20 protein-coding genes are annotated in these 22,203 nt (G+C 73.0%); 15 read left to right on the forward strand and 5 right to left on the reverse strand.

Going from position 1 to position 22,203, the window contains the following annotated elements; translation table 11 throughout:
• The first annotated feature begins 55 nt into the window (after nucleotides 1-55).
• Together LMU33_RS08120 and LMU33_RS08125 are read left to right on the forward strand one after the other, a co-directional pair.
• Entirely contained in the window at nucleotides 56-1,009 is a 954-nt protein-coding gene (locus LMU33_RS08120; protein ID WP_228618701.1) for a LysR family transcriptional regulator, read from the forward strand.
• 212 nt (nucleotides 1,010-1,221) lie between these two features.
• Complete coding sequence (locus LMU33_RS08125; protein ID WP_228618703.1) at nucleotides 1,222-2,184, forward strand: phosphotransferase; 963 nt, start codon at nucleotides 1,222-1,224, stop codon at nucleotides 2,182-2,184.
• Between the two features lie 34 nt (nucleotides 2,185-2,218).
• Here the strand turns inward: LMU33_RS08125 and LMU33_RS08130 are convergent, their stop codons facing one another.
• Nucleotides 2,219-2,926 carry a gamma-glutamyl-gamma-aminobutyrate hydrolase family protein gene (locus LMU33_RS08130; RefSeq protein WP_228618705.1) on the reverse strand — a complete coding sequence of 236 codons (708 nt, stop codon included), beginning with the start codon at nucleotides 2,924-2,926 and terminating at the stop codon, nucleotides 2,219-2,221.
• Nucleotides 2,927-2,978: 52 nt separating this feature from the next.
• Nucleotides 2,979-3,716 (reverse strand): FadR/GntR family transcriptional regulator, encoded by a 738-nt coding sequence (locus LMU33_RS08135; protein WP_228618706.1) that lies wholly within the window; start codon nucleotides 3,714-3,716, stop codon nucleotides 2,979-2,981.
• A 95-nt stretch (nucleotides 3,717-3,811) separates the two neighbouring features.
• Between LMU33_RS08135 and LMU33_RS08140 the strand changes: the two genes are divergently transcribed.
• Genes LMU33_RS08140 through LMU33_RS08150 form a run of 3 tightly spaced genes read left to right on the forward strand, consistent with a single transcriptional unit; the run spans nucleotide 3,812 to nucleotide 7,349 of the window.
• Nucleotides 3,812-5,170: a glutamine synthetase family protein gene (locus LMU33_RS08140; RefSeq protein ID WP_228618708.1), complete on the forward strand. Its 1,359-nt coding sequence runs from the start codon at nucleotides 3,812-3,814 to the stop codon at nucleotides 5,168-5,170.
• A gap of 11 nt (nucleotides 5,171-5,181) precedes the next feature.
• Nucleotides 5,182-6,570 (forward strand): aldehyde dehydrogenase family protein, encoded by a 1,389-nt coding sequence (locus LMU33_RS08145; protein WP_228618710.1) that lies wholly within the window; start codon nucleotides 5,182-5,184, stop codon nucleotides 6,568-6,570.
• Entirely contained in the window at nucleotides 6,567-7,349 is a 783-nt protein-coding gene (locus LMU33_RS08150) for a 3-oxoacyl-ACP reductase (protein ID WP_228618711.1), read from the forward strand. Before LMU33_RS08145 ends, LMU33_RS08150 begins: the two co-directional genes overlap by 4 nt.
• Nucleotides 7,350-7,358: 9 nt before the next feature.
• Here LMU33_RS08150 and LMU33_RS08155 read toward each other — a convergent pair whose 3' ends face one another.
• Nucleotides 7,359-8,561, reverse strand: coding sequence for an amino acid deaminase/aldolase (locus tag LMU33_RS08155; protein WP_228618713.1), 1,203 nt, complete (start codon nucleotides 8,559-8,561; stop codon nucleotides 7,359-7,361).
• 1,229 nt (nucleotides 8,562-9,790) lie between these two features.
• Here LMU33_RS08155 and LMU33_RS08160 point away from each other — a divergent pair.
• Nucleotides 9,791-10,702, forward strand: a complete 912-nt coding sequence (locus LMU33_RS08160; protein ID WP_228618714.1) for a hypothetical protein — start codon at nucleotides 9,791-9,793, stop codon at nucleotides 10,700-10,702.
• A complete protein-coding gene (gene mycP / locus LMU33_RS08165; RefSeq protein ID WP_372477901.1) occupies nucleotides 10,699-11,910 on the forward strand; it encodes a type VII secretion-associated serine protease mycosin in 1,212 nt (403 codons plus the stop codon). The genes LMU33_RS08160 and mycP overlap by 4 nt, the downstream gene beginning before the upstream one ends.
• 247 nt (nucleotides 11,911-12,157) lie before the next feature.
• Here the strand turns inward: mycP and LMU33_RS08170 are convergent, their stop codons facing one another.
• A complete protein-coding gene (locus LMU33_RS08170; RefSeq protein WP_228618717.1) occupies nucleotides 12,158-13,114 on the reverse strand; it encodes a serine hydrolase in 957 nt (318 codons plus the stop codon).
• A 129-nt stretch (nucleotides 13,115-13,243) separates the two neighbouring features.
• Between LMU33_RS08170 and LMU33_RS08175 the strand changes: the two genes are divergently transcribed.
• Nucleotides 13,244-13,975 carry an SseB family protein gene (locus LMU33_RS08175; protein WP_228619078.1) on the forward strand — a complete coding sequence of 244 codons (732 nt, stop codon included), beginning with the start codon at nucleotides 13,244-13,246 and terminating at the stop codon, nucleotides 13,973-13,975.
• Here the strand turns inward: LMU33_RS08175 and LMU33_RS08180 are convergent, their stop codons facing one another.
• The gene (locus tag LMU33_RS08180; protein WP_228618719.1) at nucleotides 13,976-14,332 is read right to left on the reverse strand and encodes a DUF1844 domain-containing protein; all 357 of its coding nucleotides are present in this window, start codon (nucleotides 14,330-14,332) and stop codon (nucleotides 13,976-13,978) included.
• 352 nt (nucleotides 14,333-14,684) lie between these two features.
• Between LMU33_RS08180 and infC the strand changes: the two genes are divergently transcribed.
• The 7 genes from infC to pheT all read left to right on the forward strand — a co-directional run bounded on the left by infC (nucleotide 14,685) and on the right by pheT (nucleotide 22,172).
• On the forward strand, nucleotides 14,685-15,347 hold the full coding sequence (gene infC, locus LMU33_RS08185; RefSeq protein WP_228618720.1) for a translation initiation factor IF-3: 663 nt from the start codon (nucleotides 14,685-14,687) through the stop codon (nucleotides 15,345-15,347).
• A 124-nt stretch (nucleotides 15,348-15,471) separates the two neighbouring features.
• Nucleotides 15,472-15,666 (forward strand): 50S ribosomal protein L35, encoded by a 195-nt coding sequence (rpmI, locus tag LMU33_RS08190; RefSeq protein ID WP_003977225.1) that lies wholly within the window; start codon nucleotides 15,472-15,474, stop codon nucleotides 15,664-15,666.
• A gap of 97 nt (nucleotides 15,667-15,763) precedes the next feature.
• Nucleotides 15,764-16,147, forward strand: coding sequence for a 50S ribosomal protein L20 (gene rplT / locus LMU33_RS08195; RefSeq protein ID WP_004002577.1), 384 nt, complete (start codon nucleotides 15,764-15,766; stop codon nucleotides 16,145-16,147).
• 192 nt (nucleotides 16,148-16,339) lie between these two features.
• Entirely contained in the window at nucleotides 16,340-17,200 is an 861-nt protein-coding gene (locus LMU33_RS08200) for a TrmH family RNA methyltransferase (protein ID WP_228618722.1), read from the forward strand.
• A 50-nt stretch (nucleotides 17,201-17,250) separates the two neighbouring features.
• Nucleotides 17,251-18,387, forward strand: coding sequence for a sensor histidine kinase (locus LMU33_RS08205; RefSeq protein WP_228618723.1), 1,137 nt, complete (start codon nucleotides 17,251-17,253; stop codon nucleotides 18,385-18,387).
• Between the two features lie 141 nt (nucleotides 18,388-18,528).
• Complete coding sequence (pheS, locus tag LMU33_RS08210) at nucleotides 18,529-19,650, forward strand: phenylalanine--tRNA ligase subunit alpha (protein WP_228618725.1); 1,122 nt, start codon at nucleotides 18,529-18,531, stop codon at nucleotides 19,648-19,650.
• On the forward strand, nucleotides 19,650-22,172 hold the full coding sequence (pheT, locus tag LMU33_RS08215; RefSeq protein WP_228618727.1) for a phenylalanine--tRNA ligase subunit beta: 2,523 nt from the start codon (nucleotides 19,650-19,652) through the stop codon (nucleotides 22,170-22,172). Before pheS ends, pheT begins: the two co-directional genes overlap by 1 nt.
• Nucleotides 22,173-22,203: the final 31 nt, after the last annotated feature.

Below are 22,203 nucleotides of genomic sequence, written 5' to 3' on the forward strand. Positions count from 1 at the left end.
CCGCCGCTCGCCCCTGACCAGGGGGTTCCTGTCTATCAGGGCATAAGCTGGTCTTATGAGTGAGGCGGAGGGACGGCGAGAGCCCACGGACCGAGAGCGCCGGGAACCGGAGCGCACGGCGTCACTGGCGCACCGGGTGCCCGACCTGGCCGCGCTGGAACTGCTGCTGGCGGTGGCGCGGCTGGGCAGCCTCGGTGCGGCGGCGCGCGAGGTCGGCATCACCCAGCCCGCCGCCAGCAGCCGGATCCGCTCCATGGAACGGCAACTCGGTGTTGCCCTCGTCGACCGCTCGCCCCGCGGCTCCCGGCTCACGGACGCGGGCGCCCTGGTGACGGACTGGGCCCGCCGTGTGGTCGAGGCGGCGGCGGCCTTCGACGCGGGCGCGCGGGCGCTGCGCGACCGGCGGGACTCGCGCCTCAGGGTCGCGGCGAGCATGACCATCGCCGAGTACCTGCTTCCGGGCTGGCTCCTCGCGCTGCACGCCGAGCGGCCCGACACGGCCGTGTCGCTGCTCGCGGGCAACTCGGCGAAGGTCGCGGAACTCCTGCTGGCCGGGGAGGCGGACCTCGGGTTCGTGGAGGGCCTGTCGGTCCCGACGGGACTGGACTCCGCCGTCATCGCCCGCGATCGCCTGATCGTCGTCACCGCGCCCGGCCATCCCTGGGCCCGCCGCCGGCGCCCCGTGACGGCGGAGGAACTGGCGGGCACTGCGCTGATCCTCCGTGAACGCGGCTCCGGCACCCGGCAGGTCCTGGACGCGGCGCTCGGCGGCCTCGCCCGGCCCCTGATCGAGCTGTCCTCGACCACGGCGGTCAAGGCATCGGCCGTCAGCGGCGCGGGCCCCTCGGTCCTCAGCGAGCTGGCGGTGGGGGAGGAGCTGGCGATGCGACGCCTGGTCAGCATCCCGGTGGAGGGTGTCTCCCTGCGGCGCGACCTGCGCGCGGTCTGGCCGACGGGGCACCGGCCCACCGGCCCGGCACGGGAACTGCTGTCGCTGACGCGGGGGTGACGGGTGCGGCCCGGCCGGGGCCGGCGGGGTGGGGTCGGCGGGGTGGGATCGCTTGCCTCGAAGCCGCCGGTACTGCAGCTCCCCAAGGGGCGCGGGGAACTGCGCGACCGGCCCGCCACGCACCCGCACCCGGCAATCGACGGCGAACTCCCGCGACGGCGGACCGCAAAACCCTTCGCCAAGCACCGCAGCGGCCAGGCACCATGATCCGCATGACCGTCACCGCCCCGCCCGCCGCAGGCGTCCGCGCCCCCTGGGAAGACCTCCCGACCGCCGTCCGTGAGGCCGTCGGCGAGATGCTCGGGTCGCCGGTCGTACGGTCGCAGACCCAGCACGGCGGTTTCTCGCCCGGCGTGGCCGCGCGGGTGCGGACCGCCGCGGGCGGCACCGGTTTCGTCAAGGCGGTGAACGGCGAAGCCAATCCGCACAGCCCCGGCCTGCACCGCCGGGAGGCCCGGATCGCCGCCGCGCTCCCGGCCGTCGTACCCGCGCCCCGGCTGCTCGGGACGTACGACGACGGCACCTGGGTGGCGCTGGTCTTCGAGGAGGTGGCCGGGCGCCAGCCGCACGTGCCCTGGCGGCCGGACGAGTTGCGCCGGGTGCTCGACGCCGTGACCGTGCTCGGCCGTACCGGCACGCCCTGCCCCATCGACGTCCCGCCCGTCGCCGAGGATCTGGCGGACACCTTCAACGGCTGGCGCCGGCTGCTCGACGGCGAGGCCGGCGGGGCCGGTGAGGTGCGCGACCGGCTCGGTGTCTGGACCGCCGGCCATCTGCGCGACCTCGCCGCGCTGGAAGCCGGCTGGGCCGAGGGCGCCTCGGGGGACACCCTGGCCCATGCGGACCTGCGCGCGGACAACGTGCTGCTCACGACCGACGGAGACGTGGCCTTCGTGGACTGGCCGCACGCCGTGCGCGCCGCGCCCTGGTTCGACCTGCTCGTCATGCTGCCGTGCGTGCGGGCGCAGGGCGGGCCCGATCCGGAGGAGGTGTTCACCGCGCACCCGCTGGGCCTCGCCGCCGACCCGGACGCCGTGACCGCCGCGCTGGCCGGCCTCGCCGGCTACTTCCTGCGCAGCTCCCTGAACCCGGCACCGCCGGGCCTGCCCACCCTGCGTCGCTTCCAGCGCGCCCAGGGCGACGCGGCCCTGGAGTGGCTCAGGAAGCGGCTGTGACCCAGTCGGAAGCCGGGGCCGTCCGGGGCCCGGACTACGGCCGTCCCGCCGTGCCCCGCGTGGCGGCTGTGACCAGGGCCGACATCACCCGCAGGTCCTCGCCCATCTCGGGGTGCCACTGCACGCCCAGCACCCAGCCCCGGTCCGCGGGCAGCTCGACCGCCTCCACCGTGCCGTCCGCCGCGTAGGCCGACGGCACCAGTCCCGCGCCGAGCCGGTCCACGGCCTGGTGGTGGTAGGTGGGCACGGTCGTCTCCTCCGGGACGATCCCGGCGTACCGGGTCCCCGGCACCGGCTTCACCGGGTGGCCGCCGAACACGCCGACCACCTCCGCGTGCCCCTCCAGGTGCTGGACCAGCGTGCCGCCGAGCGCCACGTTCAGCAGCTGCATGCCCCGGCAGATGCCCAGCACCGGCGTTCCGGCGTCCAGCGCTGCCCCGATCAGGGCCAGTTCCCAGGCGTCACGGGCCAGGGCGGGCGGACCCGTACGGGGCTCGCGCTCGGCGCCGTACCGGGCCGGGTCCACGTCCGGGCCGCCGGCGATCACCAGGGCGTCCAGCCGGGCCACCGTCTGCGCCGCGCGCTCGGGCACGTCCGGCGGCAGCATCGCGGCCAGTCCGCCGGCCCGCTGCACCAGCCGTGGATAGCCGGCCGGCAGCAGCGCCGCGTCCAGCTCCCACACGCCCCAGCGCGCCCCGGACTCCAGATAGGTGCTGATGCCGATCAGTGGTCGTACGGTCATGCCACCCTCCACGGAAGTCAAAGGTTCACGCCGATACCTTTCCAGACCCGCCTCACGTCAGGAAGCCCCGCAGCAGCGCCGCCGTGCCCGCGCAGTGCTCCCGCATCATCTCCCGCGCGCCGTCCGCGTCCCCGTCCAGCACCGCCTCCACCAGTGCGGTGTGCTGGTGCTGCGAGTGCTCCAGGTTGCGCACCAGCAGCGGGATGCAGTCCAGCAGGTCGTTCACCGTGGCCCGGACCGCCGCGTACTGCGCGGTCAGGGAGGGCGAACCGCACAGCTCGGCGAGGGTCAGGTGGAGCAGGGTGTCCAGCCGGCGGTAGTCCGCCAGCGGGGCGTCGTGCGTGCGGGCCAGCGCCTCGCGCAGCCGGTCCGCCTGCTCGCCGGTCAGCCCGTGCGCCGCGCACAGCCCGGCCGCGCCCACCTCCAGCACCTCACGGAACCGCAGCACGTCCTCGATGTCCACCTCGGCGATCCGCCGCCGCAGCTCGTCCTCGCCGCCCGCGTCCGTGCGCGGCAGCACGAACGTTCCGCCGTAGCGCCCGCGCCGCGCCTCCACCAGCCCCTGGTCCTGGAGCACCTTCAGCACCTCGCGCAGCGTCACCCGGCTGATCCCGAGCCGCTCCGCCAGTTCCCGCTCGGCCGGCAGCCGTTCCCCGCCCGGCACCAGGCCGAGCCGCACGACCTGGAGGATCTGCTCCAGCGCCTCCTCGAAGCCGTTGCCCGCCCGCACCGGCCGCAGCACCGGAGCGAGCCGGTCACCCAGCCCATAGGGACCGATGTCCTGCGACATCCGCCGTACCCCCTTCCCAAGCAATGGTTCTGAGCAATACCTTATGGCTCCCGGCCCGGCCGAAAAAGCGCGAAGGCGCCGAAGGAGGCTCTCCCGTGGCAGACCGCACACCCCCGCTCGGCGTCGAGGAACTGCACGCCCTCGTCGCGAGCGGTGAGATCGACACTGTCGTCCTGGCCTTCCCCGACATGCAAGGGCGGCTGCAGGGCAAGCGGTTCGCCGCCCGATTCTTCCTGGACGAGGTCCTGCGGCACGGCACCGAGGGCTGCAACTACCTCCTCGCCGTCGACACCGAGATGAACACGGTCGACGGCTACGCGATGTCCTCCTGGGACCGCGGCTACGGCGACTTCGCCATGCAGCCGGACCTCACCACCCTGCGCCGCATCCCCTGGCACCCCGGCACCGCCCTGCTCGTCGCCGACCTCGCCTGGAACGACGGCTCCCCGGTCGTCGCGGCGCCCCGCCAGATCCTGCGCCGCCAACTGGAGCGGCTCGCCGAGCTGGGGTACACCGCCCAGGTCGGCACCGAGCTGGAGTTCATCGTCTTCAAGGACTCCTACGAACAGGCCTGGGACGCCGGCTACCGGGGCCTCACCCCGGCCAACCAGTACAACATCGACTACTCCATCCTCGGTACCGGCCGCATCGAGCCCCTGCTGCGCCGCCTGCGCAACGACATGGCCGGCGCCGGCCTCACCGTCGAGTCCGCCAAGGGCGAGTGCAACCCCGGCCAGCACGAGATCGCCTTCCGCTACGACGAGGCACTCGTCACCTGTGACCAGCACGCGCTGTACAAGACCGGTGCGAAGGAGATCGCCGCCCAGGAGGGTGTCTCGATCACCTTCATGGCGAAGTACAACGAGCGCGAGGGCAACTCCTGCCACATCCATCTCTCCCTCGCCGACGCCGACGGCGGCAACGCCATGGCCGACGGCGACGGAATGTCCGACGTCATGCGGCACTTCCTCGCCGGACAGCTCGCCGCCCTGCGCGACTTCTCGCTCCTCTACGCCCCGAACATCAACTCCTACAAGCGGTTCCAGCCCGGCTCCTTCGCCCCCACCGCCGTCGCCTGGGGTCACGACAACCGCACCTGCGCCCTCCGCGTGGTCGGCCACGGCCGCTCCCTGCGCTTCGAGAACCGCCTCCCCGGCGGGGACGTGAACCCCTACCTCGCCGTCGCCGGGCTCCTCGCGGCCGGCCTGTACGGCATCGAGCAGAAGCTGGAACTGCCCGAGCCGTGCCCGGGCAACGCCTACACCGCCGGCTTCGAGCACGTGCCGACGACTCTCCGCGAGGCCGCCGAGCTGTGGGAGAACAGCCCCATCGCCAAGGCCGCCTTCGGCGACGAGGTCGTCGCGCACTACCGCAACATGGCGCGCGTCGAGCTGGAGGCCTTCGACGCCGCGGTCACCGACTGGGAGCTGCGCCGCTCCTTCGAACGCCTGTGAAAGGTCACCACGTGTCCGACCCGCACGAGCTCGTCGTCCTCAACCCCGCCACCGAAGAGGTCGTCGCCACCGTCCCCGCCGCGAACGCGGAGGACGTGGCCGCCGCCGTCGTACGGGCCGCGCGCGCCCAGACCGGGTGGGCCGCCCTCGCCCCCGCCGACCGGGCCCGGCTGCTGCGCCGCTTCGCCGACACCGTCGACGCGCACATCGAGGAACTCGCCCAGCTGGAGGTCCGCGAGGCCGGTCACACCGTCGGCAACGCCCGCTGGGAGGCCGGCAACGCCCGCGACCTGCTGCTGTACGCGGCCGGTGGCGCCGAACGCCTCCTCGGCAAGCAGATCCCGGTGCCCGGCGGATGGAACGTCACCTTCCAGGAACCCCTGGGCGTGGTGGGCGTGATCGCGCCCTGGAACTTCCCCATGCCGATCGCCGCCTGGGGCTCGTTCCCGGCGCTCGCGGCCGGCAACGCGGTCGTCCTCAAGCCCGCCGAGACCACCCCGCTCACCGCGCTCCGCCTCGCCGAACTCGCCCTGGAGTCGGGCCTGCCCGAGCACGTCTTCCAGGTGCTGCCCGGTTACGGCCATACCGCCGGACGCGCCCTGGTGGACCATCCGGACGTCGCCAAGATCGTGTTCACCGGCTCCACCCGCACCGGCCGCGAGGTCATGGAGCGCTGCGCGAGGCTCGTCAAGCCGGTCACCCTCGAACTCGGCGGCAAGAGCCCCAACATCGTCTTCGCCGACGCCGACCTGAAGGCGGCCCTCGACCCCTTCTCCTTCCTGGACAACTCCGGCCAGGACTGCTGCGCCCGCACCCGCATCCTCGTGCAGGAGCGGCTGCTGGAGGAGGCCCGAGAGTTCCTCGCCGACGCCCTCGCCTCCGTCGTCGTGGGCGACCCGGCCGACGAGAAGACCCAGATGGGCCCGCTGATCTCGCGTCAGCAGCTGGACCGCGTACGGTCGTACGTTCCCGAGGACGCTCCCGCGCTGCGCGGCAGCGCCCCCGACGGCCCCGGCTTCTGGTTCCCGCCGACGGTCCTGACGGGGGAGCGGCCGGACGGCCGGGCGGCCCGCGAGGAGATCTTCGGCCCCGTCGCCGTCCTCCTGCCCTTCACCGACGAACAGGACGCGATCCGCCTCGCCAACGACACCCCCTACGGCCTGTCCGGCTCCCTGTGGACCCGGGACCTCGGCCGCGCCCTGCGCGTCTCCCAGGCCGTCCGCGCGGGCAACCTGTCCGTCAACTCCCACTCCAGCGTCCGCTACTGGACCCCGTTCGGCGGCTACCAGCAGTCCGGCCTCGGCCGCGAACTCGGCCCCGACGCCCTGACCGCCTTCACCGAAACCAAGAACGTCTTCATCAGCAACGTCTCCCCCAGCACGGAGGGCCCCGCACAGTGACCGCAGAATCTGTTTGCCGCCGCCTGGTCGGCCGTACCGCCGTCGTGACCGGAGCCGGCAGCGGCATCGGCCTCGCCACCGCCCGCCGGCTCGCCTCCGAAGGCGCCCACGTGGTCTGCGCGGACGTGGACGAGGTCCGCGGCAAGGCCGTCGCCGACGAGGTGGGCGGGCTCTTCGTCAAGGTCGACGTCACCGACCCCGAACAGGTCGAGGCGCTGTTCAAGACGGCGTACGACACCTACGGCAGCGTCGACGTCGCCTTCAACAACGCCGGCATCTCCCCGCCCGACGACGACTCCATCCTGGAGACCGGCCTGGAGGCCTGGAAGCGGGTCCAGGAGGTCAACCTCACCTCCGTCTACCTGTGCTGCAAGGCCGCCATCCCCTACATGCGGCGCCAGGGCAAGGGCTCCATCATCAACACCGCGTCCTTCGTGGCGCGGATGGGCGCGGCGACGTCGCAGATCTCGTACACGGCCTCCAAGGGCGGCGTGCTCGCCATGTCCCGTGAGCTGGGCGTGCAGTTCGCCCGGGAGGGCATCCGCGTGAACGCCCTCTGCCCGGGCCCCGTCAACACCCCGTTGCTGCAGGAGCTGTTCGCCAAGGACCCCGAGCGGGCCGCGCGGCGTCTCGTCCACATCCCGGTCGGCCGGTTCGCCGAGGCCGAGGAGATCGCCGCCGCCGTCGCCTTCCTGGCCAGCGACGACTCCTCCTTCGTCAACGCCACCGACTTCCTGGTGGACGGCGGAATCGCGGGCGCGTACGTCACGCCCCTGTAGGCCGGCCGGTCAGAGGAAGGTCTGCCCCTCACCCCGGTAGGTGGGCACGGTCGCCGCGACCGTGTCCCCCTCGATCAGGTGCAGGGCCTCGAACCGCTCGCACAGCTCGCCCGCCTTGGCGTGCCGGAACCACACCTTGTCGCCGATGAGCAGGTCGTCGGCGGGCGAGCCGAGCAGCGGGGTCTGCACCTCGCCGGGGCCCTCCTGGGGGTCGTACTTCAGGCCCTCGGGAAGGTACGGCACCGGCAGCCGGTCGGGACCGGCCGCACCCGAGGCCGGGTAGCCGCCGCCGAGCACGGTGACCACGCCGACCCCCGGGCGCCGTACCACGGGCTGGGCGAACAGGGCCGCCGGACGGCCGGTGAACGACGTGTAGTTGTCGAAGAGGCGCGGCACGTACAGGCCCGAACCGGCCGCTATCTCGGTCACCGCGTCCTCGGCGGCGGTGTGCTGCACACTGCCCGTGCCACCGCCGTTGACGAACTCCAGGCCGGGGACGACGGCCCGTACCGCGCGTACGACCGCGTCCCGCCGCTCGGCCAGTTCCCGGCGCGCGGCCGCCTGCATCAGCCGGATGGCCCGGGACCTCAGCGGCCGCCCGGCCACCGCGTCCCCGACGCCCGCGATGTGCCCCTCGTACGCCATGATCCCCACCAGCCGGAAGCCCGGCCGCCGGGCCACCGTCCGGGCCAGCTCGGCGAGTTGGGCGGGGGAGCGCAGCGGAGAACGCCTCGCGCCGACCCGGACCCGGCCCCCGAGCAGCTTCAGCGAGGTGTCCAACTCCAGGCAGACCCGCACCACTTCGCGTCCGCCGTCCCGTGCGGCGTCGATGAGGTCGAGGTGCGCCGGGTCGTCCACCATCACGGTCACCGCACCGGCGAGCTTGGGATCGGCGGCCAGTTCGGCGAAACCGGCCCGGTCGGCGGACGGGTAGGCCAGCAGGACGTCGTCGAACCCGAAGCGCGCCAGCCACAGCGACTCGGCCAGCGTGAACGACATGATGCCCTGGAAGCCGTCCATCGCCAGGACGCGCTCCAGCAGGGCCCGGCAGCGAACCGACTTGCTGGCGACCCGGACCGGCTTGCCGGCGGCCCGGCGGACGAGATCGGCCGCGTTGGCGTCGAAGGCGGCCAGGTCCACGATCGCGAGAGGGGCGTCGAGATGGGCGGTGGCCCGGTCGTAACGGGCCCGGTCGGCGGCGCGCGCAGTCATGACGGAAGCCTGCCAGACAGGATTACCGCAGGGTAGGGGGACGTTCCGGGCAGATGCCCCGGCGTCCCGGACTGGTTCTTATTCCGGCCCGGACAACCCGTAGAGTGACGCGCACGTACGGCGGAACGCCCCCGGCCGCATCGCTGAACCGGGATGCCTGTCCGACCGTACGGGTATGCGTGTCCGGACGGATCTTCCGCGCCGGGCACAGCCGAGCAGCGCAGCGGCCCGCGTACGTGAGGACGGCCCGGGCACGAGGAAACGGGGGGTGCATGAGCACGGAAGCGCGCCACGCTCCCATCCCGCCGCGCCCCTCGACCCCGCCCCGCCCGTCCACCCCGCCCGACGACCCCGACGACGAGCCGTCGGTCTTCACACCGCGCGCCGGACGCGTGTCCAACGGGAGCACGGCGGCCGTGGAGGAACCTTCTGCGCAGGCAGCGGCGAACGACGGCCGCCCGTCACCCGAGGGCTTCGCCGGCAGCGGGGGGCCGTTGGACGGGTCGGCTGCGGTCGGGGGTCGCGGGTCGGCGCCCCGAGGTGACTCCTCGCCCTCGATCGGGCGGTCCATGGCCGGCGGCTCGTCCTCGGCCTGGCGTCCCGTACGCGACGGCTCGCCTTCTTCCCCGGGGTCCGCGGCGAACGGCGCGCCGTCGGTCGGTCGGTCTGCGGTCGGCGGCTCGCCCTCGGCCGGTCGGCCCGCCGGCAGCGGCTCGCCTTCTGCCGAGGACGCCGGGCGTGACGGCCGGGCTTCCCGTAGCGGCGTCGGTGCTCGGGCCGAGCAGGGTGCTCGGCCCGGCGCGCCGCACACTGCCGTACCCGCCGCCGGTGCACCCGTGAGCCCGCCTCCGCCGCCGGCCTCGGCCCGGTTCCCCGACGCACCGCCGCGCACGGGTCGTGAGGAGCACCGTCCCGGACGGGAGTACCGCAAGCCCGGAGCCCCGGTGGAGACCCCCTCGGAGACGACGGCCCGGCTCCGCCCGGTCACCGCGTCGGAGACGACGGTCCCGCCCCGCCCGGTCACCGCGCCCGATTCGACGGTCCCGAGCCGGCCGGTCACCGCGCCCGGTGCGACAACGCCCGCCCGGCCGGTCACCGCTTCGGAGACCACGGCGCGGCTTCGTCCGGTCACCGACGTGCCGAAGGCACCGCGTCCCGCTGCCGCGCCCGGTCGGCCGTCTGTCGGGGCGGGCGGAGAGCGCCGTACCGCCTCCGCGTCCCCTTCGACGGTGTCCGCCTGGAGCCCCATGGCGCCGGCGCATCCCGTCGGCCCGCCGCCGGCCGGCACCGCCGCGCCGGACCCCGCGCTGTCCTGGAGCGCCACGGCCGCCGCGCGGCTCGTGACGGGGGCAGGGGAGCCCGAGGCACTCGGTGGGCGGACCTGGTACCGGGTGGGGCCCCGCACCGCTGCCGCTGCCGCCTGTCTCGTGCTCGGGCTCGGTCTCGTCGGCGGTGCCGTGACCGGCAGTTGGCTCACCGACGACGGCGGGGACGACGCCGTCGGCGACCACTTCACCACCGCCGGTTCGCTCTGGCACAACGTGCCCGTCGACCAGCTGTTCCCGGCCACCGTCCAGGGCACGGGCGCCGGCCCCGGCGGCGCCGACCGCACCTGGACCAGGATCGCCGTGGCCCCGGACACCGGCTGCGCGCACGCCTTCGACCCGCTGCTGGCCAAGGTGCTCGCCCCGGTCGGCTGCCAGCGGCTGCTGCGCGCCACCTACACCGACGCCACCCAGAGCTACGTCACCACCGTCGGGCTGCTGTTCACCAAGGCAGACCCGGCCGCCATGGCCGCGCTCGCCCACCGCTTCCGCACCGAGCGCCTTGACCGGCGCGCCGATCTGATGCCCCGGCCGTACGCGGCCAAGGGCACCGTCGCGGCCGGCTTCGGCGACAGGCAGCGGGCCTCCTGGGCCGTCTCCGTCCTCACCGACGCCCCCGTCGTCGCCTACTCCGTCTCCGGCTGGGCCGACGGCCGCGGCGTCGATGTGCCCCAGCCCGCCGCCGACGCCGTCAGCGCCGGCGCCACCACCGCACCGGCCCAGGCCGGGCTCGGCAACGAGGCCCAGGGCCTGGCCGACCGCATCGAACGGCGCCTGCGCCGGAGTATCGGCACGGCCACGGAGAAACCTTCATGAGGCGATCGAGCACGAGGCGATCGAGGCAGTCGATACGCGGCCGCCACCGTGTGGAACCCGTCGGCGCGGCGCTGAGCCTGCTGCTCGCCGGCACCCTCGCCCTGGCGCCGGCCGCCACGGCCCACGCCGACGGCATACGCGCCCAGCAGTGGGGCCTCGACGCCCTGCACCTGGACGAGGCCTGGCGGACCACCAAGGGCCGGGGCGTCACCGTCGCCGTCCTGGACACCGGCGTCGAGGCCGACCATCCGGACCTCGTCGGCAACGTCCTGCCCGCCAAGGACATGATCGGCTTCGGCGCCGGGCAGGGCGACCGCGACTGGGCCCGGCACGGCACCGCCATGGCCGGCATCATCGCCGGACACGGCCACGGCCCCGGCGACAGCGCCGGTGTGATGGGCGTCGCCCCCGAGGCCAGGATCCTCCCCGTGCGTGTGATCCTGGAGGACGGCGACCCCGCCCGCGCCAAGGCCCGTACCAGCCGAGGCAACGCCCTCGCCGACGGCATCCGCTGGGCCGCAGACCACGGCGCCGACGTCATCAACCTCTCCCTCGGCGACGACTCGAACTCCGCGCACCCCGAGCCCAGCGAGGACGAGGCCGTGCAGTACGCCCTGAAGAAGGGCGTGGTGGTCGTCGCTTCAGCGGGCAACGGCGGGGACAAGGGCGACCACGTCTCCTACCCGGCTGCCTACCCCGGTGTCATCGCCGCGACCGCCGTCGACCGCTACGGCACCCGCGCCTCCTTCTCGACCCGCCGCTGGTACGCCGCGGTCAGCGCGCCCGGCGTCGACGTGGTCATCGCCGACCCCGACCACAAGTACTACGAGGGCTGGGGCACCTCGGCGGCCTCCGCCTTCGTGTCCGGAGCCGCGGCCCTGGTCAAGGCCGCCCATCCCGAGCTCGGCCCGGCCCAGATCAAGAAGCTCCTGGAGGACACCGCCCGGGACGCGCCGGTCGGCGGCCGGGACGATTCCCGTGGCTTCGGCATGATCGACCCCGCGGCGGCCCTGCGGGCGGCCGAACGGCTCAGGCCGCAGAGCCTGCGCGCGGCGTCGTACGGCAAGAAGTACTTCGGCGAAGGTCCCGACGCCCCCAGGGCCACGTACTCGACCGCCGACTGGGCGGGCCCCCTCGCCGGCGGTACCGGCGGGGTCCTGCTGGTGGCGGGCGTGGTGCTGTGGCGGGGCCGCAGGCGGAGGGTCTGAGAGCGTCCGGGACAGGGCCCACGCCGGCCGGAGAGCCTTGAAGCCCGGATCACTCGACGGCGGGCGCCGCGTCATTCACCGGCGAAGCCCGGATCACTCGATGCCGGGCGCCGCGTCATTCACCGGTGAAGCCTGGATCACTCGACGGCGGGCAGCGCGTCATTCACTGGCGAAGCCTGGATCACTTGATGCCGGGCAGCGCGTCATTCACCGGCGAAGCCCGGACCACCCGGCACCGGGCGCCATGTCATCCACCGGCGAACGCCGAAACCGCCGCCCTCGCTGCCGCCTCCACCAGCGCGATGCCCTCCGCCTGTGTCCGCGTGCCCTTCGACAGCACCGCCACCAGACAGCCGGTGCCGTCCACCGTGATCCGCCCGATGCTGTTCACGTCCCACAGCCCGGTCGTACTGCGCGCCAGCCAACCGTTCTTCAGCGCCCAGGAGTTGCCCTCCGCGGCGGCCGACACCCCCCACCGCTGGTCTGCCTCAACCGACTTCATCAACCCCTGCACATACGTCCGGGAGGCCGCGCTCAGCCGGGAGTCCTCCCCGAACACCTGCTGGAGCAGGACGAGTTGGTCCGCGGCCGTGGTCTGTGTCAGCCCCCACAGCTCACCCTCGCCACCGGAGGTCGCGGTGAGCCCGAAGCGCTTGTTCGCCGCGTCCAGACCGTCCGCCCGCCCGATCGTGTGCCACAGCGCCGTCGCCGAGGCGTTGTCGCTGTTCTCGATCATCTTCGTGGCGTACGCCTTCTCGGCCGCCGTCAGCGGCCGGCCCGCGTCCTGCGCCTGGAGCAGCAGCGTGGCCAGGATGTCGACCTTCACGATGCTCGCCGTGTCGAAGGCCGCGTCCCCGTACACCGCGCTCTCCCCGGAGCCCACCGCCAGCACCGCTATGGACACCTGCGCACCCGACGGCACGCTCACCGCCGTCATCGCCTTGCCCAGCAGCGCTGTCCGGTCCACCGCCGGCTTCGTCACCGGTTCCACCAAGGCCTCCTCGCCCGCCCCGGCCGAGGAGGAGGCCGAGGGCGTCGCCGCCGACGATACGGCCTCCGTACCCGGGCGCGCCCGCGCCTTCACATAGGCCGTGCCGCCGGCCGTCACTCCGCTCACGGCGACCACGGCGAGAGCGGTGTACAGAAGGGGACGGCACCGGGACGGGCGCGCACGACGGCCGCGGCGGGCTCCGGGGGACTCCATGGCCGTGATGCTCGGGGCGGGGACTGTGCGCCGCGTTGGACGCACATGAGACGGGGTTCAGGGAACGCTGAGATTCCCGTGAAGGCTCCCGTGCAGCGGGCCGGCGAGGTGCCTATAGGGTCGGTGACCGTGGCGAACAAGAACATTCCCGACCCCGGCTTCTCCGACGACGACGGCTCCGCCGACCCCCGGCTGAGCGCCGCGCTCGCCGCCTGGGCCGAGGACCGCGGCGCCCTCGGGGCCGTCCTCGAGGCGCTGCGGGGCGCCCGCCTGCTGGTCCCGGTCGTCGCCGTGCTCGGCGAGGTCGAGGAGGACGAGAACGGGCTGCGCCGCGAGAAGACCAGCGACATGGCCGTACCCACCCTGAAGGCCGGACAGCGCACCGCCCTGCCCGCCTTCACCTCCACCGAGTCGCTCGCCCGCTGGGACCCGGCGGCCCGCCCGGTCGCCGTACCCCTGCACCAGGCGTTGCAGGCGGCCGCCCACGAGAAGGCCGACACGGTCGTGCTGGACCTCGCCGGACCCGTCCCCTTCGAGCTGACCGGCCCGGCGCTGCTCGCCCTCGCCGAGGGCCGCACCAGCACCGACCCGCTCGCCGACCCGGCCGTGCTCGGGGCCGTCCGTACGGCCGTGGCGGCGGAGCCCGCCGTACTGCGCGCCCATCTCGGCCCCGGCCGGGCCGACGGCACCCTCGCCCTGGTCCTCGACCCGGCAGCCCCGCCCGCCGAGGCCGCCCGTGCGGTGGCCGAGCGGCTCGCCGCCGACGAAACACTGAGGGCCCGCCTGGTGCACGGCCTCGACCTGGCACTGCTGCCGGCCGGGACCACGCCTCCGGGCGAGCCCCTCTATGTGAAGGAATAGCTAGCCGTAGACCGGGCCGGTGTACTTCTCGCCCGGCCCCTGGCCCGGCTCGTCCGGGACGATCGAGGCCTCGCGGAAGGCCAGCTGCAGCGACTTCAGGCCGTCGCGCAGCGGCGCCGCGTGGAAGGAGCTGATCTCGGTCGTGCTCGCGTCCAGCAGGCCGGCGAGTGCGGTGATCAGCTTGCGGGCCTCGTCCAGGTCCTTGTACTTCTCGCCCTCCTCGCTCAGCCCGAGCTTCACGGCGGCGGCGCTCATCAGGTTGACGGCGACCGTCACGATCACCTCGACGGCGGGGACCTCGGCGATGTCCCGGGTCATCGCGTCGAAGTCGGGGTTCTCAGGAGGGGTCTCACTCATGCCCCACACGATAGGTGGCCGCGTCGCGCCTTCGCGATGACGGGTTCCGATTCGCCCTTCCCGGCCCGTGCTGCTAACCTTGTGTAACGACCGGCTGGACAGCATCCTGCCCAGCCCACAAGTGGAGGCTCCGATCTCCCACCTGACCGTCCTTCGGGACGGCGGGTCACCCGGTCAGGCGGCCGCCATCGTTCCGTACGGACGATGGAGCCGCCCGAACTGCGCCCCGCGGTCACCGCGGCGGTGCTCCGGTATTCATTGGAGCCCCGCCTGTGATCGTCCGGGGCATTTTTTCTGCTTCGGCGCGGTTAGGTCTAACGAAAAGACATACGCGGCTGTCCGCCAGACAACCGTGTGGTGCTACCGAGGAGGATCCATCAGCGCCGAGCCCCGCATCAACGACCGGATTCGCGTTCCCGAGGTGCGACTTGTCGGTCCCAGTGGCGAGCAGGTCGGCATCGTGCCGCTTGCGAAGGCACTGGAGCTTGCGCAGGAGTACGACCTGGACCTGGTCGAGGTCGCGGCGAACGCCCGTCCGCCCGTGTGCAAGCTCATGGACTACGGGAAGTTCAAGTACGAGTCGGCCATGAAGGCCCGTGAGGCGCGCAAGAACCAGGCGCACACGGTCATCAAGGAGATGAAGCTCCGGCCGAAGATCGACCCGCACGACTATGACACCAAGAAGGGTCACGTCGTCCGGTTCCTCAAGCAGGGCGACAAGGTCAAGATCACGATCATGTTCCGTGGTCGCGAGCAGTCCCGTCCCGAGCTGGGCTACCGACTGCTGCAGCGCCTCGCGGAGGACGTCCAGGACCTCGGTTTCGTCGAGTCGAACCCGAAGCAGGACGGCCGCAACATGATCATGGTCCTCGGTCCGCACAAGAAGAAGACCGAGGCCATGGCCGAGGCCCGCCAGGCGCAGGAGGCCCGCAAGGCCGAAGCGAAGGCGAACCCCGGCAAGTCGCAGAACCCTGCCGAGGCTGAGGCGTCCGCCGAGGAGCCCGCCGAGGCGTGATCCCGGGGGGTGTGCGGTTCCGTACGTCCCCGAGGATGTAACCGACAGAAGAGAGCGACGCTCCACCGTGCCCGGTTTTCGCAACCGGGCACCGGAGCGCCACCGACGAGGAGATAACGGCGCTATGCCGAAGAACAAGTCGCACAGCGGTGCCAGCAAGCGCTTCAAGATCACCGGCTCCGGCAAGGTGCTCCGCGAGCGCGCCGGCAAGCGCCACCTGCTCGAGCACAAGTCGTCCCGCGTCACGCGTCGCCTCACCGGCAACGCCGAGATGGCCCCGGGCGACGCCGCGAAGATCAAGAAGCTTCTCGGCAAGTGACCTGCGGCGCCGTCTGAGCGCCGTACGTCTGGACCGGGACCGAATCGTTTCCGGGCCGTGTGAGTACCCCCACGGCCCCGCTACAAGGAGTTAACAAGTGGCACGCGTCAAGCGGGCAGTCAACGCCCACAAGAAGCGCCGGGCGATCCTCGAGCAGGCCTCCGGCTACCGCGGTCAGCGTTCGCGCCTCTACCGCAAGGCCAAGGAGCAGGTCACCCACTCGCTGGTCTACAACTACAACGACCGCAAGAAGCGCAAGGGCGACTTCCGTCAGCTGTGGATCCAGCGCATCAACGCCGCTGCCCGCGCCAACGGCATCACCTACAACCGCTTCATCCAGGGTCTGAAGGCCGCGAACGTCGAGGTCGACCGCAAGATCCTGGCCGAGCTGGCCGTGAACGACGCGGGCGCCTTCGCCGCTCTCGTCGAGGTCGCGCAGAAGGCGCTGCCGTCGGACGTCAACGCGCCCAAGGCCGCGTGACGCTGCGCCGGCTGTGAGCCGACGCTCACTGGACCCGCAGGCTTTTACGGCTTGCGGGTCCTGTTGTTGGGGTCCCTCGGCCGTCATTCGGCCGCGGGCCGGTGGGGGCTGGTCGCGCCCACGCGGCGGAGCCGCATGTCGATACGGCCCCGCGCCCCTCTGGGGCGCCACAAGTTTCCGAAGGTAACAAGGATGCCCCCCGTCTCTCCCGAGCTCATCTCCCCGCGGTCCGCCCGTGTCAGTGCAGCGCGTCGGCTCGCCAAGCGGAACTTCCGGGGCAAGGACCGGCTGTTTCTCGCGGAGGGGCCGCAGGCCGTCAGGGAAGCGGCCGGGCACCGGGCCGACGGCACGCCCACCCTCGTCGAGCTGTTCGCCACCGTCGAGGCCGCGGAGCGGTACGCCGACATCATCGGGGCCGCGCGGGACGCGGGCGCCCGGGTGCATCTCGCGTCCGAGGACGTCATCGCCGACATCTCCACCACCGTCACCCCGCAGGGGCTCGTCGGGGTGTGCCGGTTCCTGGACACGCCCTTCGAGGAGATCCTCGCCGCCCGGCCGAGGCTCGTCGCCGTGCTCGCCCATGTGCGCGATCCCGGGAACGCCGGCACCGTGCTGCGCTGCGCCGACGCCGCCGGCGCCGAGGCGGTCATCCTCACCGACGCCTCCGTGGACCTGTACAACCCCAAGGCCGTACGGGCCTCCGTGGGCTCCCACTTCCATCTGCCGGTCGCCGTGGGGGTGACCGTCGAGCGGGCCGTGGCGGGCCTGAAGGACGCCGGTGTGCGCATCCTTGCGGCCGACGGGGCGGGAGACCGCGACCTCGACGACGAGCTCGACAAGGGCAGCATGGGCGGGCCGACCGCGTGGGTGTTCGGCAACGAGGCCTGGGGGTTGCCGGAGGAGACCCGCGCGCTCGCCGACGCCGTCGTGCGCGTGCCCATTCACGGAAGGGCCGAGAGCCTGAACCTCGCCACCGCCGCCGCCGTATGTCTCTACGCGTCGGCCCGTGCACAGCGCGCCTCCGGAGGGTGCCGCTCCGTCACCCAGAGCTAGTAGGGTGACCAGCTCGGGGCCCTGCGCGGTCTGAGAGGTGGGGTACGGGGATGAGCGTGGCCGGCACGAGCACCGCGCCGCAGGGGCGGGACGCGCGGCGTACAGCCGTGCCCCGGCAGGGTGACCACGGCTGCGGCCTCGACCCCGACCAGCTGCCCGACGGCCTCGTCGTCGCCGACGAGCACGGCCGCGTCGTCTGCTTCAACGCCGCCGCGGCGCGGATCACCGCGGTACGCGCCGCCGACGCCCTCGGCCGGCCTCTGGAGAAGGCGCTGCCGCTGGAGGACCTGGAGGGCCGCCGCTGGTGGCAGCTCACCGACCCCTACGGAGGGCTCGCGATCCGGACCCGGCAGCCGGAGCGCAACCTGCTGCTGCCCGGGGTGCGGGAAGTGCTCGTCTCCGCCCGCTATGTGCGCGCCGTGCCCCTCGGGCCCGTGCGGCGTGTCGTCGTGTCGCTCCGGGACACCGAGGCCCGCCGCCGCACGGAGCGCAGTCACGCCGAGCTGATAGCGACGGTCGCCCACGAACTGCGCTCGCCTCTCACCTCCGTGAAGGGTTTCACCGCCACGCTCCTCGCCAAGTGGGAACGCTTCACCGACGACCAGAAGCGGCTGATGCTGGAGACCGTCGACGCCGACGCCGACCGGGTCACCCGGCTCATCGCCGAGCTGCTGGACATCTCCAGGATCGACAGCGGACGCCTGGAGGTGCGCCGGCAGCCCGTCGACATCGGGGCCGCCGTGTCCCGGCACATCCAGGCCTACGTCGCCGCCGGCCAGCCCGCCGACCGCTTCCTGCTGCGCATCGAACAGCCGCTGCCCGACCTGTGGGCCGACCCCGACAAGATCGACCAGGTGCTCAGCAACCTCATCGAAAATGCCGTGCGGCACGGCGAGGGAACCGTCACCATGGACGTCACGCCCTGCGCATCCCCGCGCGAGGGCGAGGAAACCGGCACATCGGTCACGGTGAGCGACGAGGGGCCCGGCATCCCGGAGGAGTCCATGAACCGCGTCTTCACCCGCTTCTGGCGGGGCAGCAAGCGCGGCGGCACCGGCCTCGGGCTGTACATCGTCAAGGGCATCGTCGAGGCCCACGGCGGCACCATCACGGTCGGTCGCGCCTCCGGCGGCGGCGCCGAGTTCCGATTTACGTTGCCCGTGGGCGCACCGGCGTATCTCGCCTGACGAGACCCGGAGCAGCCCGCGGGCGCATTCGCCCACCTCCACCCCGTTAGACTCGGCCTTTGGCACCTTTGTGTCCTTCACGCGGCCCTCGCGAGTCGGTGACGGGGACCATCCGCCAGCCAATCGGAAGCACGGGAAGAGATGTCGGCACCGAATAAGTCGTACGACCCTGTAGAGGTCGAGGCGTTGAAACCGGAAGAGATCGAGCGCATGCGGGACGGGGCGCTCGCCGCCTTCGCCGCCGCGGACTCCCTCGACGCGCTCCACGAGGCCAAGGTCGCCCACACCGGCCCCGCCTCCCCGCTGGCCCTCGCCAACCGCGAGATCGGCGCCCTGCCCCCGCACGCCAAGGCCGAGGCCGGCAAGCGCGTCGGCATGGCCCGCGGCGCCGTGAACAAGGCCCTCGCCGCCCGGCAGGCCGAGCTGGAGGCCGAGCGGGACGCCCGCGTGCTGGTCGAGGAGGACGTCGACGTCACGCTGCCGTACGACCGCGTCCCGGCCGGCGCCCGCCACCCCCTGACCACGCTCTCGGAGCGCATCGAGGACATCTTCGTGTCCATGGGCTACGAGGTCGCCGAGGGCCCGCAGGCCGAGGCGGAGTGGTTCAACTTCGACGCCCTGAACATCGGCCCGGACCACCCGGCCCGCGGCGAGGCCGACACCTTCTTCGTCCAGGGCCCGGACGGCGGCACCGAGTCCGGAGTGGTGCTGCGCACCCACACCTCGCCCGTGCAGATCCGCTCCCTGCTCGACCGTGAGCTGCCGGTCTACGTGATCTGCCCCGGCGTCGTCTACCGCACCGACGAGCTGGACGCCACCCACACCCCGGTCTTCCGCCAGGTCGAGCTGCTCGCCGTGGACGAGGGCCTGACCATGGCCGACCTCAAGGGCACCCTGGACCACATGGTCCAGTCGCTGTTCGGGGAGGGCATGAAGACCCGGCTGCGGCCGAACTTCTTCCCCTTCACCGAGCCGAGCGCCGAGATGGACATGCTCTGCTACGTCTGCAAGGGCGAGTCCGTCGGCAACCCCGACCGGCCCTGCCGCACCTGCTCGTCCGAGGGCTGGATCGAGCTGGGCGGCTGCGGCATGGTCAACCCGCGGGTGCTCGCCGCCTGCGGCGTCGACCCGGAGAAGTACAGCGGCTTCGCCTTCGGGTTCGGCATCGAGCGGATGCTGATGTTCCGCCACAACGTCGAAGACATGCGAGACATGGTCGAGGGTGACGTCCGGTTCACCCGGCCGTTCGGGATGGAGATCTGATGCGGGTCCCGCTTTCTTGGCTGCGGGAGTACGTCGACCTGCCGGCCACCGAGACCGGCCGCGACGTCCAGGCCAAGCTCATTTCGGCCGGCCTGGAGGTCGAGACCGTCGAACAGCTCGGCGCCGACCTCACCGGCCCGCTCGTCGTCGGCCAGGTGCTGACGATCGAGGAGCTGACGGAGTTCAAGAAGCCGATCCGCTTCTGCACCGTCGACGTCGCCCAGGCCAACGGCACCGGCGAGCCGCAGGAGATCATCTGCGGCGCCCGCAACTTCGCCGTCGGCGACAAGGTCGTCGTGGCCCTGCCCGGCGCCGTGCTGCCCGGCGACTTCCGGATCGCCGAGCGCAAGACCTACGGCCGGGTCTCCCGCGGCATGATCTGCTCCGCCGACGAGCTGAACATGGGCGACGACGGCACCCACGGCATCATCGTGCTGCCGCCGGAGACCGAGGTCGGCAAGGACGCCGTCGAGCTCCTCGAACTGGTCGACGAGGTCCTGGACATCGCCGTCACCGCCAACCGCGGCGACTGCCTGTCCATCCGCGGTGTCGCCCGCGAGGCCGCCATCGCCTACGGCCTGCCGCTGCGCGACCCGGCCCTGATCGACGTACCGGCCCCGAACGCCTACGGCTACCCCGTCCAGGTCTCCGACCCGTTCGGCTGCGACCGGTTCGTCGCCCGCACCGTCACCGGCCTGCGCCCCGAGGCCCGCTCCCCGATCTGGCTGCAGCGCCGGCTGCAGAAGGTCGGCATGCGCCCGATCTCGCTCGCCGTCGACGTCACGAACTACGTGATGATGGAACTGGGCCAGCCGCTACACGCCTACGACCGGTCCCTGGTCCAGGGCACGATCGGCGTGCGCCGGGCCCAGGAGGGCGAGAAGCTCGTCACCCTCGACGGCGTCGAGCGCAAGCTGCACGCCGAGGACCTGGTCATCACCGACGACCGCGGCCCCATCGGCCTCGCGGGTGTGATGGGCGGCGCCAACACCGAGATCGCCGACCACGAGATCACCGAGGACGGCGTGAACGGGACCACCGACGTGGTCATCGAGGCCGCCCACTTCGACGCCGTCGCGATCGCCCGGGCGTCCCGCCGCCAGAAGCTGCTGTCCGAGGCGTCCCGGCGCTTCGAGCGCGGCGTCGACCCGCAGGCCGCCGCGGCCGCCGCGCAGCGCACCGTGGACCTGCTGGTGCTGCTCGCGGGCGGTACGGCGGAGGCCGGCGTCACCGAGGTCGTCGCGCCCTCGGCGCCGCACACCATCACCATCCCGGCCGACCACCCGGACAGGGTCGCGGGTGTCGTCTACGGCCGTGAGACGGTCGTCCGCCGCCTCCAGGAGGTCGGCTGCGACGTCTACGGGCAGGACGAGCTGATCGTCACCGTCCCGTCCTGGCGGCCCGACCTGGTCGACCCGAACGACCTCGCCGAGGAGGTCATCCGCCTCGAGGGCTACGAGAACCTGCCCTCCACGCTGCCCAAGCTCCCCTCGGGCCGCGGCCTGACCCACCGCCAGCGGCTGCACCGGCGGGTCGGCCGCGCGCTGGCCGGTGCGGGCTATGTCGAGGCGCCGAACTACCCCTTCATCGGCGAGCAGGTCTTCGACCAGCTCGGCCTGGAGGCCGACGACCCGGCCCGCCGTGTCGTCAAGCTGGTCAACCCGCTGAGCGACGAGGAGCCCGCGCTGCGTACGACGCTGCTGCCGGGCCTGCTCGGTGCCCTGCGGCGCAACGACGGCCGGGGCTCGCACGACCTGGCGCTGTTCGAGACGGGGCTGGTGTTCCACCCCCGTGAGGAGCAGCGCGTCGCCACGCACCTGCCGGTCGACCGGCGTCCCACCGACGCGGAGATCGCCGAGCTGAACGCCGCGCTGCCCGTGCAGCCGCGGCACGTGGCCGTCGTCCTCACCGGCGCCCGCGAGCAGGCCGGCTGGTGGGGCAAGGGCCGTCCGGCGAACTGGGCCGACGCGCTGGAGGCCGGACGCGCGGTGGCGCGGGAAGCCGGCGCCGAGCTGATCGTCCGCAAGGGCCAGTACGGCCCCTGGCACCCCGGCCGCTGTGCCGAGCTGGTGGTCGTCGCCGACGGCGCGGAGCAGGTCGTCGGCCACGCGGGCGAGCTGCACCCGCGGGTGCTGAAGGCCCTGGGGCTGCCCGAGCGCACCTGCGCGATGGAGCTCAACCTGGACGCCCTGGAGACGGTGGGCGACGGCGCCCCGCAGGCACCGCGGATCTCGACGTTCCCGGTCGCCACGCAGGATGTCGCCCTCGTGGTCGACCGGCCCGTCCCCTCCGGGGAGGTCGAGGCGGCGCTGCGCGAGGGCGCCGGTGAACTCCTCGAGTCCATCCGGCTGTTCGACGTGTACGAGAACGCGGAGCAGCTGGGCGAGGGCAGGAAGTCGCTGGCGTACGCGCTCCGCTTCAGGGCCGGTGACCGGACGCTGACGGTGGATGAGGCGTCCGCTGCTCGGGATGCGGCGGTTGCCCTTGCCGGTGAGCGGACCGGGGCCGTGCTCCGGGGCTGATCGCCGGTGGGGTGCTGTGCGCGGCCGGCTG

It is taken from the genome of Streptomyces barringtoniae (assembly GCF_020819595.1).
Taxonomy (GTDB): Bacteria; Actinomycetota; Actinomycetes; order Streptomycetales; family Streptomycetaceae; genus Streptomyces; species Streptomyces barringtoniae.

Coding starts and splice junctions, on each gene's coding strand:
- LMU33_RS08120 (WP_228618701.1), top strand. CDS start 56: ATGAGTGAGGCGGAGGGACGGCGAGAGCCCACGGACCGAGAGCGCCGG.
- LMU33_RS08125 (WP_228618703.1), top strand. CDS start 1,222: ATGACCGTCACCGCCCCGCCCGCCGCAGGCGTCCGCGCCCCCTGGGAA.
- LMU33_RS08130 (WP_228618705.1), bottom strand. CDS start 2,926: ATGACCGTACGACCACTGATCGGCATCAGCACCTATCTGGAGTCCGGG.
- LMU33_RS08135 (WP_228618706.1), bottom strand. CDS start 3,716: ATGTCGCAGGACATCGGTCCCTATGGGCTGGGTGACCGGCTCGCTCCG.
- LMU33_RS08155 (WP_228618713.1), bottom strand. CDS start 8,561: ATGACTGCGCGCGCCGCCGACCGGGCCCGTTACGACCGGGCCACCGCC.
- mycP (WP_372477901.1), top strand. CDS start 10,699: ATGAGGCGATCGAGCACGAGGCGATCGAGGCAGTCGATACGCGGCCGC.
- LMU33_RS08170 (WP_228618717.1), bottom strand. CDS start 13,114: ATGGAGTCCCCCGGAGCCCGCCGCGGCCGTCGTGCGCGCCCGTCCCGG.
- LMU33_RS08180 (WP_228618719.1), bottom strand. CDS start 14,332: ATGAGTGAGACCCCTCCTGAGAACCCCGACTTCGACGCGATGACCCGG.
- rpmI (WP_003977225.1), top strand. CDS start 15,472: ATGCCGAAGAACAAGTCGCACAGCGGTGCCAGCAAGCGCTTCAAGATC.
- LMU33_RS08200 (WP_228618722.1), top strand. CDS start 16,340: ATGCCCCCCGTCTCTCCCGAGCTCATCTCCCCGCGGTCCGCCCGTGTC.
- LMU33_RS08205 (WP_228618723.1), top strand. CDS start 17,251: ATGAGCGTGGCCGGCACGAGCACCGCGCCGCAGGGGCGGGACGCGCGG.
- pheS (WP_228618725.1), top strand. CDS start 18,529: ATGTCGGCACCGAATAAGTCGTACGACCCTGTAGAGGTCGAGGCGTTG.
- pheT (WP_228618727.1), top strand. CDS start 19,650: ATGCGGGTCCCGCTTTCTTGGCTGCGGGAGTACGTCGACCTGCCGGCC.